The sequence below is a fragment of the Pseudomonas sp. A-RE-22 genome (assembly GCF_019956035.1).
Classification (GTDB): Bacteria; Pseudomonadota; Gammaproteobacteria; order Pseudomonadales; family Pseudomonadaceae; genus Aquipseudomonas; species Aquipseudomonas brassicacearum.
Genome location: NZ_JAHBCZ010000002.1, coordinates 136703 through 149850 on the forward strand (window position 1 = coordinate 136703; position 13148 = coordinate 149850).

General features: G+C 58.6%; 12 protein-coding genes and 2 tRNA genes. All 14 read left to right on the forward strand.

Features of this window, described 5'->3' with window-relative positions:
- Positions 1–68 precede the first annotated feature (68 nt).
- The gene (rlmE, locus tag KGA89_RS01485; RefSeq protein ID WP_003177853.1) at positions 69–701 is read left to right on the forward strand and encodes a 23S rRNA (uridine(2552)-2'-O)-methyltransferase RlmE; all 633 of its coding nucleotides are present in this window, start codon (positions 69–71) and stop codon (positions 699–701) included.
- 200 nt (positions 702–901) lie between these two features.
- Positions 902–2812 (forward strand): ATP-dependent zinc metalloprotease FtsH, encoded by a 1911-nt coding sequence (gene ftsH / locus KGA89_RS01490; RefSeq protein ID WP_013692252.1) that lies wholly within the window; start codon positions 902–904, stop codon positions 2810–2812.
- Between the two features lie 8 nt (positions 2813–2820).
- A complete protein-coding gene (gene folP / locus KGA89_RS01495; protein ID WP_223470328.1) occupies positions 2821–3672 on the forward strand; it encodes a dihydropteroate synthase in 852 nt (283 codons plus the stop codon).
- A 16-nt stretch (positions 3673–3688) separates the two neighbouring features.
- On the forward strand, positions 3689–5026 hold the full coding sequence (glmM, locus tag KGA89_RS01500) for a phosphoglucosamine mutase (RefSeq protein ID WP_223470330.1): 1338 nt from the start codon (positions 3689–3691) through the stop codon (positions 5024–5026).
- Between the two features lie 66 nt (positions 5027–5092).
- The gene (gene tpiA, locus KGA89_RS01505) at positions 5093–5848 is read left to right on the forward strand and encodes a triose-phosphate isomerase (RefSeq protein WP_223470332.1); all 756 of its coding nucleotides are present in this window, start codon (positions 5093–5095) and stop codon (positions 5846–5848) included.
- 4 nt (positions 5849–5852) lie between these two features.
- On the forward strand, positions 5853–6236 hold the full coding sequence (secG, locus tag KGA89_RS01510) for a preprotein translocase subunit SecG (protein WP_003197714.1): 384 nt from the start codon (positions 5853–5855) through the stop codon (positions 6234–6236).
- Positions 6237–6257: 21 nt separating this feature from the next.
- Positions 6258–6343 (forward strand) — tRNA-Leu (locus KGA89_RS01515).
- Positions 6344–6440: 97 nt separating this feature from the next.
- Positions 6441–6517 (forward strand) — tRNA-Met (locus KGA89_RS01520).
- Between the two features lie 140 nt (positions 6518–6657).
- Entirely contained in the window at positions 6658–7116 is a 459-nt protein-coding gene (rimP, locus tag KGA89_RS01525; protein WP_013692254.1) for a ribosome maturation factor RimP, read from the forward strand.
- Positions 7117–7175: 59 nt separating this feature from the next.
- Positions 7176–8657 carry a transcription termination factor NusA gene (nusA, locus tag KGA89_RS01530; protein ID WP_003197716.1) on the forward strand — a complete coding sequence of 494 codons (1482 nt, stop codon included), beginning with the start codon at positions 7176–7178 and terminating at the stop codon, positions 8655–8657.
- A gap of 27 nt (positions 8658–8684) precedes the next feature.
- Positions 8685–11210 carry a translation initiation factor IF-2 gene (infB, locus tag KGA89_RS01535; RefSeq protein WP_223470334.1) on the forward strand — a complete coding sequence of 842 codons (2526 nt, stop codon included), beginning with the start codon at positions 8685–8687 and terminating at the stop codon, positions 11208–11210.
- Positions 11211–11369: 159 nt separating this feature from the next.
- Positions 11370–11771: a 30S ribosome-binding factor RbfA gene (gene rbfA / locus KGA89_RS01540; protein WP_003177871.1), complete on the forward strand. Its 402-nt coding sequence runs from the start codon at positions 11370–11372 to the stop codon at positions 11769–11771.
- A gap of 3 nt (positions 11772–11774) precedes the next feature.
- Positions 11775–12692 (forward strand): tRNA pseudouridine(55) synthase TruB, encoded by a 918-nt coding sequence (gene truB / locus KGA89_RS01545; RefSeq protein ID WP_223470335.1) that lies wholly within the window; start codon positions 11775–11777, stop codon positions 12690–12692.
- 143 nt (positions 12693–12835) lie between these two features.
- On the forward strand, positions 12836–13105 hold the full coding sequence (rpsO, locus tag KGA89_RS01550; RefSeq protein WP_003197723.1) for a 30S ribosomal protein S15: 270 nt from the start codon (positions 12836–12838) through the stop codon (positions 13103–13105).
- The last annotated feature ends 43 nt before the right edge of the window (positions 13106–13148 follow it).

Below are 13148 nucleotides of genomic sequence, written 5' to 3' on the forward strand. Positions count from 1 at the left end.
GCCAGTTTACCCGAGCAAGTCCGGGACCGCCCACTTAATCACGACCCGTTTTATTTTTGAGGTGGCCCGTGGCCCGTTCCAAGACAAGTCTTAAATGGCTGCAAGAGCATTTCAACGACCCATTCGTGAAAATGGCGCAAAAAGACGGGTATCGTTCCCGTGCCAGCTACAAGCTGCTGGAGATTCAGGAAAGAGACCGTTTGATCCGTCCAGGCATGAGCGTGATCGACTTGGGCGCCGCCCCGGGTGGCTGGTCCCAAGTGACCAGTCGTCTGATTGGTGGGCAAGGCACGCTGATAGCTTCCGATATCCTGGAAATGGACAGCATTCCGGATGTGACCTTCATTCAGGGCGACTTTACCGAGGACGCCGTACTGGCGCAGATCCTTGAGGCGGTTGGAAAAAACGAGGTGGACCTTGTGATTTCCGATATGGCCCCCAATATGAGTGGATTGGCATCTGTTGATATGCCGCGATCGATGTTCCTGTGCGAGTTGGCACTGGATCTTGCGACTCGGGTGTTGAAGCCAGGTGGTGATTTTTTGATCAAGGTCTTCCAGGGTGAAGGCTTCGACGAATACCACAAAAGCGTGCGCAAGCAGTTCGAGAAGGTCACGACGCGCAAGCCGAAATCATCGCGTGATCGCTCCCGTGAGCAGTACCTGCTGGGCCGTGGTTTCCGTGGTCGCAGTGAGGAATAAGAGGTTTTTCGACCGGGGCGATAGGTTTTTCGTATTTCGTCCCGTGAGCATTAGCGAATATTGTGTAGAAAGTGTTTCACAAAGGGTTACAGACGGCGCCTGCCAGAGTCGTAGGTAATGTAGTAAGTTAGGCCGGTGAATATCATGCGAAGCGCGCGCCAGTAGCGGAGCTTGCTTCAGAGGGTAGTTAATTGAACGATATGGCAAAGAATCTGATCCTGTGGTTGATCATCGCCGCTGTCCTTGTGACCGTGATGAACAACTTCTCCAGCCCTAACGAGCCGCAGACCCTCAACTATTCCGACTTCATCCAGCAGGTCAAGGATGGCAAGGTCGAGCGCGTAGCCGTTGATGGCTATGTGATTACCGGTAAGCGCACCGATGGCGACAGCTTCAAGACCATTCGTCCGGCAATCCAGGACAATGGCCTGATTGGCGACCTGGTGGACAACCATGTCGTGGTCGAAGGCAAGCAGCCTGAGCAGCAAAGCATCTGGACCCAGCTCCTGGTCGCCAGCTTCCCGATCCTGGTGATCATCGCCGTGTTCATGTTCTTCATGCGCCAGATGCAGGGCGGCGGTGGAGGCAAGGGCGGGCCGATGAGCTTTGGCAAGAGCAAGGCCCGGCTGCTTTCCGAAGACCAGGTGAAAACCACCCTGGCCGACGTCGCGGGTTGCGACGAAGCCAAGGAAGAGGTCGGCGAGCTGGTTGAGTTCCTGCGTGATCCGGGCAAGTTCCAACGCCTGGGCGGCCGTATCCCGCGTGGCGTACTGATGGTGGGCCCGCCAGGTACTGGTAAAACCTTGCTGGCCAAGGCGATTGCCGGTGAAGCCAAGGTGCCGTTCTTTACGATTTCCGGTTCCGACTTCGTCGAGATGTTCGTCGGCGTGGGCGCCAGTCGTGTTCGCGACATGTTCGAGCAGGCCAAGAAACACGCGCCATGCATCATCTTCATCGACGAAATCGACGCCGTCGGTCGCCACCGTGGTGCCGGCATGGGTGGCGGTCACGATGAGCGTGAACAGACCCTCAACCAGTTGCTGGTCGAGATGGACGGTTTCGAAATGAACGACGGCATCATCGTGATTGCCGCCACCAACCGTCCTGACGTACTCGACCCCGCGCTGTTGCGTCCAGGTCGTTTCGACCGCCAGGTCGTGGTGGGGCTGCCGGACATTCGTGGTCGCGAGCAGATCCTCAAGGTTCATATGCGCAAGGTGCCAATGGGTGACGACGTCGCCCCGGCAGTCATCGCGCGTGGTACGCCAGGCTTTTCCGGTGCCGACCTTGCGAACCTGGTCAACGAAGCGTCGCTGTTCGCTGCTCGCACCGGCAAGCGTGTCGTGGAAATGAAGGAATTCGAGCTGGCCAAGGACAAGATCATGATGGGCGCAGAGCGCAAATCCATGGTCATGTCGGAGAAAGAAAAGCAGAACACTGCATATCACGAGGCGGGTCACGCGATCGTCGGTCGTGTCGTGCCTGAGCATGATCCGGTCTACAAGGTCTCGATCATTCCACGCGGTCGTGCCCTGGGCGTGACCATGTTCCTGCCGGAAGAGGATCGCTACAGCCTGTCCAAGCGTGCATTGATCAGCCAGATCTGTTCGTTGTACGGCGGCCGTATCGCCGAAGAGATGACGCTGGGCTTCGACGGTGTGACCACTGGGGCGTCCAACGACATCATGCGGGCCAGTCAGATCGCCCGGAATATGGTCACCAAGTGGGGCCTGTCCGAGAAGTTGGGGCCGCTGATGTATGCCGAAGAAGAGGGGGAGGTATTCCTCGGTCGTGGTGGCGGTGGCCAGCATGCAAGCTTCTCTGGCGAAACGGCCAAGCTGATCGATTCCGAAGTGCGCAGCATCATCGACCAGTGCTACGGCACAGCCCGGCAGATTCTCACGGACAACCGTGACAAGCTCGATGCCATGGCCGATGCCCTGATGAAGTACGAAACCATCGATGCCGAGCAGATCGACGACATCATGGCGGGTCGTGTACCTCGCGAGCCTCGTGACTGGTCGGGTGGTACTGGCACCTCCGGTACACCTCCGGCTGTACAGGGTGAGCGTCCGGAAACACCGATTGGCGGCCCGGCCGCTGATGTCTAAGGCTTGAAATGACTTCTGTTCTGTCCTCGACCCGGTTGCCTTGCGGCAACCGGGTTCTTGATTTGGCCTGTGCGCATGTCATGGGCATTCTCAATGTCACGCCTGATTCCTTTTCCGATGGTGGTCGATTCAGCCAGCTCGATGCTGCGCTGCGGCATGCCGAGGCCATGGTGGCTGCGGGCGCAACGCTGATCGATGTGGGTGGTGAATCGACCCGGCCGGGCGCACGTGCGGTCTCGCCTACTGAAGAGCTGGAGCGAGTGGCGCCGATTGTCGAGCGCATCCATCGCGAACTTGATGTCATTATCTCTGTCGATACGTCCACGCCTGCGGTCATGCGTGAGACTGCGCGGCTGGGGGCGGGCCTGATCAATGACGTTCGGTCCTTGCGGCGCGATGGTGCCTTGGATGCGGCGGCGGCCACCGGGTTGCCGGTGTGCCTGATGCATATGCTCGGCGAGCCGGGGACCATGCAGAATGACCCGCACTATGATGATGTGACCAGGGAGGTAGGTGAATTCCTGGTGGAGCGTCTGGACCAGTGCGCCGCCGCGGGCATCCCCGCCGAGCGGATCATTCTTGACCCCGGGTTCGGCTTTGCCAAGACCCTGGCTCACAACCTGAGCCTGTTCAAGCATATGGAAGCCTTGCATGCCCTGGGGCGGCCCCTGTTGGTTGGGGTCTCGCGAAAGAGCATGATAGGTAATGCCTTGGGCCGCCCGGTAGGTGAGCGCCTGTATGGCGGTCTCGCCCTTGCGGCCTTGGCCCTTGCCAAAGGTGCGCGCATATTGCGCGTGCACGATGTAGCCGAAACGATGGATGTCGTGCGGATGATCGCAGCTGTGGATTCAGCCGAATAAGAATGACGGAGCACTTATGAGCAAGAAATATTTTGGCACCGACGGTATTCGTGGTCGGGTCGGCGAATACCCTATTACCCCTGATTTCATGCTCAAGCTCGGCTGGGCGGCCGGTATGGCGTTCCGCAAAATGGGCGCGTGCAAGGTGCTGGTCGGCAAGGACACGCGAATTTCCGGCTACATGTTCGAATCGGCACTCGAAGCCGGCCTGACATCAGCGGGTGCCGATGTGATGCTGCTGGGCCCGATGCCGACGCCAGCCATTGCCTACCTGACGCGTACGTTCCAGGCGCAGGCGGGCATCGTGATCAGTGCCTCGCACAACCCTCATGATGACAACGGCATCAAGTTCTTCTCCGGCCAGGGGACCAAGCTGCCGGATGATATCGAGCTGATGATCGAAGAGCTGCTGGACACGCCGATGACTGTGGTTGAGTCGAGCAAGATCGGCAAAGTGTCGCGGATCAACGATGCGTCGGGTCGCTACATCGAGTTCTGCAAAGGCAGTGTGCCGACCGGTACCAGTTTTTCCGGCCTGAAAATCGTCGTCGATTGCGCCCACGGGGCAACCTATAAAGTTGCGCCGAGCGTCTTTCGCGAGCTGGGCGCCGAGGTGGTGGTGCTTTCCGCCCAGCCTAATGGTCTGAACATCAACCATAACTGTGGCTCCACCCATACCGAGGCATTGCAGGCTGCGGTGCTGGCTGAGCATGCCGATCTCGGGATCGCCTTCGATGGCGACGGTGATCGGGTCCTGATGGTCGATCACACCGGTACGGTTGTCGATGGTGACGAGCTGCTGTTCATCATTGCCCGTGACCTGCATGGGCGCGGCAAGCTGCAGGGCGGTGTGGTCGGTACGTTGATGAGCAACCTCGGGCTTGAGCTGGCCCTGGCGGACCTGGATATCCCGTTCGTGCGGGCTAACGTGGGTGACCGCTACGTGATCTCGGAGCTGCAGGAACGCAACTGGATGGTCGGGGGCGAGAACTCCGGCCACATCGTGTGCTTTGACCATACCACCACGGGTGATGCGATCATTGCGGCGCTGCAAGTGCTGATGGCACTCAAGGCGCGTAACGAAGGGCTCGCACAGTCGCGCCAGGCATTGCGCAAATGCCCGCAAGTGTTGATCAACGTGCGTTTCGGCGGTGGTGTAAATCCTCTCGAGCATGCGAAGGTCAAGCAGGCCAGTGAGCGTGTGACAGAGGCGATGGCGGGGCGTGGACGCGTGTTGTTGCGCAAGTCTGGCACAGAGCCTTTGGTGCGCGTCATGGTCGAAGGAGAGGATGAAGCGCAAGTTCGCGGTTATGCCGAAGAGCTGGCAAAGCTGGTTACTGAAGTTTCTGCCTGAATTCGGCTTGCCAGTCATGAATCGGTTGGGTAACATCTGCGCCCACTTTGACCGACGAGGTACAGCATGCGTCGCCCTATGGTAGCTGGTAACTGGAAGATGCACGGTACCCGCGCCAGCGTCGCTGAGCTGATCAATGGCCTTCGTCATCTGGCCTTGCCTAGCGGTGTTGATGTCGCGGTATTCCCGCCTTGCCTGTATATCAACCAAGTGGTTGATGGCTTGAAAGGCAAATCGATTTCGGTCGGTGCGCAGAATTCTGCGGTGGAATCCATGCAAGGTGCGCTGACCGGCGAGATTGCGCCGAGTCAGTTGGTGGATGCAGGTTGCTCCCTGGTCCTGGTCGGGCACTCCGAGCGTCGCCAGATCATGGGCGAGCAGGACAAGACCTTGATCCGCAAGTTTGCTGCGGCCCAGGCCTGTGGTCTGATTCCGGTGTTGTGCGTAGGGGAGACTCTCGAGCAGCGTGAAGCCGGCAAGACCCTTGAGGTTGTCGGGCGTCAGCTGGGCAGCATCATCGAAGATCTGGGTGTCGGTGCTTTTGCAAAGGCAGTCATTGCTTACGAGCCAGTCTGGGCCATTGGCACCGGGCTGACTGCTTCGCCGCAACAGGCGCAGGATGTGCACGCAGCCATCCGTGCACAGTTGGCGGCAGAGAATTCTGAAGTGGCACGAGGTGTGCGGCTTCTATACGGCGGCAGCGTGAAGGCGGCCAATGCGGCCGAACTGTTCGGCATGCCGGATATCGATGGGGGGCTCATTGGTGGAGCGTCCCTGAATGCAGATGAGTTCGGTGCGATTTGTCGCGCCGCGGGAAACTGAAAAAATGCTGGAAACAGTCGTAGTCGTTTTTCATCTGCTGGGTGCACTGGGCGTAGTTGCTCTGGTATTGCTGCAGCAGGGTAAAGGTGCGGATGCTGGTGCGTCTTTCGGTGCAGGTGCTTCAAATACTGTGTTCGGAAGCCAAGGTTCCTCTACCTTTCTTAGTAAGTTTACTGCTATACTTGCCGCCGGTTTCTTCATGACCAGCTTAGGGTTAGGTTACTTTGCTAAAGAGAAAGCTCATGAGCTGACTCAAGTAGGTTTGCCAAACCCAGCGGTACTGGAAGCGCCAAAGCAACAGCCGGCTTCTGATGATGTCCCGGTGCTTCAAGAGCAAAAGTCGGCCAACCCGGCGACTGACGTACCTCCAGCTCAAGAGCAGAAGTAAGAAGGTTTCAAACGCTGTATTGCCGAGGTGGTGGAATTGGTAGACACGCAACCTTGAGGTGGTTGTGCCCATAGGGTGTAGGGGTTCGAGTCCCCTTCTCGGTACCAATTATCAGGAGAGCCCGCGATTGCGGGCTTTCTTGTAGGTGGAAGGGTTACATTGACCCTGTAAAGGATCGGTCGTATACTTCCGCCCCAGCTTTGTCGCGGGATGGAGCAGTCTGGTAGCTCGTCGGGCTCATAACCCGAAGGTCGTCGGTTCAAATCCGGCTCCCGCAACCAGTTTCAGGGGCCCCTTCCAAGGGGCTTTTTGTTAGCTGGACACTTTATAACGCCGCTGTTCGACGGCGTTTCAGGGATGGGCGATTCGCCCATTTTTTTTTATTTGCACAGCATGCACAAACATGCACGAGGGGGTTCAGGTGTCGAGCAAGCTAGAACAGTTGCAGGCCTTGTTGGCCCCGGTGGTCGTGGCCCTTGGCTATGAATGCTGGGGTATTGAGTTCTCGGCTCAAGGTCGCCACTCACTGTTGCGCGTTTATATCGATAAGGAAGGCGGCGTGTTGGTGGATGATTGCGCCATCGTCAGCCGTCAGATCAGCGGTGTACTGGATGTTGAAGATCCAATCACCTCCGAATACACCCTTGAAGTTTCCTCGCCTGGCATGGAGCGCCCCCTGTTCACACTTGAACAGTTCGCTTCGTTTGCCGGTGAACAAGTGAAGATCAAGCTGCGCTCGCCTTTCGAAGGTCGACGCAACTTCCAAGGCCTTCTGCGCGGTGTAGAAGAGCAGGACGTCGTGGTGCAGGTAGATGACCATGAGTTCCTGTTGCCGATCGATATGATCGACAAGGCCAACATTATTCCCAGTTTTGACTGATACGTGCCAGATACTGCGGATCCCGCGGATCCAATGGCTTGCGAAAGGCGAGGCGTACGATGAGCAAAGAAGTACTGCTGGTTGTTGAGTCGGTATCCAATGAAAAGGGCGTACCGGCTAACGTTATTTTTGAAGCGCTGGAGCTGGCTCTGGCCACTGCTACCAAGAAGCGGTTTGAAGACGAAGTTGATTTGCGTGTGGAAATCAATCGCCACACCGGTGCCTACGAGACTTTCCGTCGCTGGACGGTAGTCGAGGAAGCCGACCTGGACGATCCGGCTATCGAAACCTGGCCGAGCAAGGTTGCAGAAACGCACCCGGGCGCCAAGGTTGGTGATGTAGTAGAAGAAAAAATCGAGTCCATCGAGTTCGGTCGCATCGCTGCACAGACTGCCAAGCAGGTCATTGTGCAGAAAGTTCGCGAAGCCGAGCGCGCGCAAGTCGTCGACGCTTATCGCGAGCGCCTGGGGGAAATCATCTCCGGCACCGTGAAAAAAGTGACCCGCGACAATGTGATCGTCGACCTGGGCAACAACGCCGAAGCGTTGCTGGCTCGCGAAGACATCATCTCTCGCGAAACTTTCCGGGTTGGCGTGCGTTTGCGTGCGCTGCTCAAGGAAATCCGCACCGAGAACCGCGGCCCGCAGCTGATCCTGTCGCGTACCGCGCCGGAAATGCTGATCGAGTTGTTCCGCATCGAAGTGCCGGAAATTGCTGAAGGCCTGATCGAAGTCATGGCCGCCTCCCGTGATCCGGGATCGCGTGCCAAGATCGCGGTCCGCTCCAAGGACAAGCGCATCGACCCGCAAGGTGCCTGCATCGGCATGCGTGGTTCGCGTGTCCAGGCCGTATCCGGCGAGTTGGGCGGCGAGCGCGTGGACATCGTCCTGTGGGACGACAACCCGGCGCAGTTCGTGATCAATGCCATGTCGCCCGCTGAAGTGGCGGCAATTATCGTCGACGAAGATGCCCACGCCATGGACATCGCCGTTGGCGCAGACAATCTGGCTCAGGCCATCGGTCGCGGTGGTCAGAACGTGCGTCTGGCCAGCCAGTTGACTGGCTGGACCCTGAACGTGATGACCGAATCGGACATCCAGGCTAAACAGCAAGCTGAAACCGGCGACATCCTGCGCAACTTCATCGACGAGCTTGAAGTCGATGAAGAGCTGGCGCAGGTGCTGGTGGATGAAGGCTTTACCAGCCTGGAAGAGATTGCCTACGTACCGGTGGAGGAAATGCTCAACATCGACGGCTTTGACGAGGAGATCGTCAACGAGCTTCGCGCTCGGGCCAAGGATCGTTTGTTGACCAAAGCCATCGCTACTGAGGAAAAGCTGGCAGACGCCCATCCGGCCGAAGACCTGCTCTCGCTTGAGGGCATGGACAAGGATTTGGCGATGGAACTGGCGGTGCGCGGCGTAATTACCCGCGAAGACCTGGCCGAGCAGTCTATTGACGATCTGCTCGACATCGACGGCATTGACGATGATCGTGCCGGCAAGTTGATCATGGCCGCCCGAGCCCACTGGTTCGAGTAATTAGGCGCGGCCTGAGGAGAGAAGTGCATGACGCAAGTCACGGTGAAACAACTGGCCGATGAGGTCAAAACACCGGTAGAGCGCCTGTTGCAGCAGATGCGTGAGGCAGGTCTGCCGCACACCGCCGCCGAGGAACATGTGACCGACAGTGAGAAGCAGTCCCTGCTGACTCACCTGAAGAGCAGTCACAAGGCGAAAGTGGAAGAACCGCGCAAGATCACTCTGCAGCGTAAAACCACCAGCACCCTGCGTGTTGCCGGTAGCAAAAGCATCAGCGTTGAAGTACGCAAGAAGAAAGTCTTCGTACAGCGCAGCCCGGAAGAAATCGAAGCCGAGCGCAAACGCGAACAGGATGAACGTCGCGCAGTAGAAAATGCTGCTCGTCAGAAGGCTGAAGAAGAAGCCAAGCGTCGCGCCGAAGAAGAAGCGCGTCGCCAGCCTGCTGCTGCGCAAGCCGCTCCGGTAGAAGCCGTCGAGGCTGTTGCCCCGGTAGCCGAACCTGTGCGCGAAGCCGCTCCAGTCGTGGCTGCGGCTGCGGCTGCGGCTCCGGCCGATACTCGCAAGCGCGACGAACAGCGTCGTCCGGACAAACCACGTGCCGACGACAACCGTCGTGGCAGTGGCGATGGCGAGCGCAAGAACGCTCCTCATCGTGCTTCGGTCAAGGAAAAGGCACCAGCGCCACGCGTTGCGCCACGTACCACCGATGAGGAAAGCGATGGCTTCCGTCGCGGCGGTCGCGGCAAGGCCAAGCTGAAGAAGCGCAACGCCCACGGTTTCCAGAGCCCTACCGGCCCTGTCGTGCGTGAAGTGAAGATCGGCGAGACCATCACTGTGGGCGATCTGGCCCAGCAGATGTCGGTCAAGGCTGCTGAAATCATCAAGTTCATGTTCAAGCTGGGTACGCCAGCCACCATCAACCAGGTACTGGACCAGGAAACTGCCCAACTGGTTGCTGAAGAGCTGGGCCACAAAGTGACCCTGGTCAGCGACACCGCCCTGGAAGATTCCCTGGCCGAGTCCCTGAAGTTTGAAGGTGAGGCGGTTTCCCGTGCTCCGGTCGTGACCGTCATGGGTCACGTTGACCACGGTAAAACGTCCCTGCTCGACTATATTCGTCGTGCGAAGGTTGCGGCAGGTGAGGCTGGCGGCATTACCCAGCACATCGGCGCCTACCACGTTGAAACCGACCGCGGCATGGTGACGTTCCTCGACACCCCAGGTCACGCCGCGTTTACCGCGATGCGTGCTCGTGGTGCCAAGGCGACCGACATCGTGATCCTGGTGGTTGCAGCGGACGACGGCGTGATGCCGCAAACCATCGAAGCCGTTCAGCATGCCAAGGCAGCTGGCGTGCCGCTGGTGGTTGCGGTGAACAAGATCGACAAGCCGGGCGCCGATCTCGATCGCATCCGCAGCGAACTGTCGGTCCACGGCGTGACCTCTGAAGAGTGGGGTGGCGACACTCCATTCGTTCCGGTCTCGGCGAAGATGGGTACCGGCGTTGACGAACTGCTCGAAGCCGTTCTGTTGCAAGCCGAGGTTCTGGAACTGACCGCTACGCCTTCGGCTCCTGGCCGTGGTGTGGTCGTTGAATCGCGTCTCGACAAGGGCCGTGGCCCGGTTGCGACCGTCCTGGTTCAAGACGGTACCCTGCGTCAAGGCGACATGGTGCTGGTCGGTTCGAACTACGGCCGTGTACGTGCCATGCTCGACGAGAACGGCAAGTCCATCAAGGAAGCAGGTCCCGCTATCCCGGTCGAGATTCTCGGCCTGGACGGCACCCCGGATGCTGGCGACGAGATGAGCGTTGTGGCTGACGAGAAGAAAGCCCGTGAAGTGGCTCTGTTCCGTCAAGGCAAGTTCCGCGAAGTCAAACTGGCTCGTGCTCACGCTGGCAAGCTGGAAAACATCTTCGAGAACATGGGGCAGGAAGAGAAGAAGACGCTCAACATCGTCCTCAAATCCGACGTCCGTGGTTCGCTGGAAGCGTTGAACGGTGCCTTGAATGGCCTGGGTAACGACGAAGTGCAAGTGCGTGTGGTCGGTGGCGGTGTCGGTGGTATCACCGAATCCGACGCCAACCTGGCACTGGCCTCCAACGCTGTACTGTTCGGCTTCAACGTGCGTGCCGATGCCGGCGCTCGCAAGATCGTCGAGCAGGAAGGCCTGGATATGCGTTACTACAACGTAATCTACGACATCATCGAAGACGTCAAGAAAGCGTTGACCGGTATGCTGGGCAGCGACGTCCGGGAGAACATCCTGGGTGTGGCCGAAGTTCGCGATGTGTTCCGTTCGCCGAAGTTTGGTGCCATCGCCGGTTGCATGGTGATCGAGGGTGTTGTTCACCGTAACCGTCCGATCCGTGTACTGCGTGAAGACATCGTGATCTTCGAAGGCGAGCTGGAATCCCTGCGCCGCTTCAAGGATGACGCTTCCGAAGTACGTGCCGGCATGGAATGCGGTATTGGCGTCAAGAGCTACAACGACGTCAAGGTCGGCGACAAGATCGAAGTCTTCGAGAAGGTCCAGGTTGCTCGCAGCCTCTGACTCGCGCACTTCAAGAGCTGCACCGGGTAGCCGCATGAACATGCGCTGCTTCGTTGGCGGACTCTAAACGCAACGCCCGGTCTGGCTTTTGCCAGGCCGGGCGTTTGCCGCTTTCAGACCTCGCGGGTTTCACCGTGGGGCAGTAACAGGTAACAAGACATGGCAAAAGAATACAGCCGTACCCAACGAATCGGCGATCAGATGCAGCGTGAGCTGGCCCAACTGATCCGTCGCGAAGTCAAAGACCCGCGCGTCGGCCTGGTCACCATTACCGCAGTGGAAGTCAGTCGTGACGTCGGTCATGCCAAGATTTTCATCACCGTGATGGGCCAGGACAGCGCCGAAGAAATCGCCCAGAGCATCAAGGTGCTCAACTCGGCCGCTGGCTTCCTGCGTATGCAGCTGGCTCGGGAAATGAAGCTGCGCAGCGTCCCACAGCTGCACTTCCACTACGACGAAAGCGTCGTGCGTGGTGCGCATCTGTCGGCCCTGATCGAACGCGCCGTGGCTGAAGACAGCCAGCATCCGGTTGCGGCTGAACCCGAAGACACCAAGGAGTAATCGGTGGCTCAGGTCAAACGTATCCGTCGTAACGTCAGCGGTATCATCCTGCTCGACAAGCCGCTGGGGTTCACGTCCAACGCGGCGTTGCAGAAGGTTCGCTGGCTGCTCAATGCCGAAAAGGCCGGGCATACCGGTAGCCTCGATCCGCTGGCCACCGGCGTGCTGCCGCTGTGCTTTGGCGAGGCGACCAAGTTTTCCCAGTACCTGCTCGATTCCGACAAGGGCTATGAAACCCTGGCGCAACTGGGCAAGACCACCACCACGGCGGATGCCGAAGGTGAGGTTTTGCTCGAGCGCCCGGTGACCGTTGGTCAGGCTGATATCGAAGCCGTGCTGCCAGCTTTTCGTGGGCAAATCAGTCAGATACCGCCGATGTACTCGGCTCTGAAGCGTGATGGCCAGCCCTTGTATAAACTGGCCCGGGCAGGCGAAGTAGTGGAGCGTGAGCCGCGTTCTGTTACTATTGCGCGCTTGGAATTGCTGGCCTTTGACGGTGATACTGCGCGGCTGGCCGTGGATTGCAGCAAGGGCACCTATATCCGGACCCTGGTGGAGGATATTGGTGAACAGCTCGGCTGTGGCGCGTACGTGGCAGAATTGCGACGGACCCAGGCCGGGCCTTTCACGTTGGCCCAGACGGTCACGCTGGAAGAGCTTGAAGCGGTACATGCCGAAGGCGGCAACGAAGCGGTCGACCGTTTCCTGATGCCATCGGACAGCGGGTTGCTGGATTGGCCGCTGTTGCAGTTCTCGGAACACAGTGCGTTCTACTGGCTCAACGGCCAGCCGGTACGTGCCCCGGATGCGCCGAAGTTCGGCATGGTCCGGGTGCAGGATCACAACGGTCGCTTCATCGGTATCGGTGAAGTGAGCGAAGACGGGCGTATTGCGCCGCGTCGACTGATTCGGTCGGAATGACCGGAACCAGCCTGTGTAACAGCAGGTTGGCGAGTGTGGCTGTTAACAGGCACGGTCACTACTCATTTATAGATACAGGGATTTGTCCCTGGCCTGTTGAAGCTGTTTCCTTGAAACAGTTTCCTGACTAAAAGGATTGCCTCATGGCTCTCGACGTTCAAGAAAAAGCTCAAATCGTAGCTGACTACCAGCAAGCTGTTGGTGACACTGGTTCGCCAGAAGTGCAAGTTGCACTGCTGACCCACAACATCAACAAACTGCAAGGTCACTTCAAGGCCAACGGTAAAGATCACCACTCCCGTCGTGGTCTGATCCGCATGGTAAACCAGCGTCGTAAGCTGCTGGACTACCTGAAAGGCAAGGACGTGAGCCGTTACAGCGCTCTGATCGCTCGCCTGGGTCTGCGTCGCTAATCAGCGATTGCGCTAGAGGTTGGTGGTCTGTCGTACGTCAGTG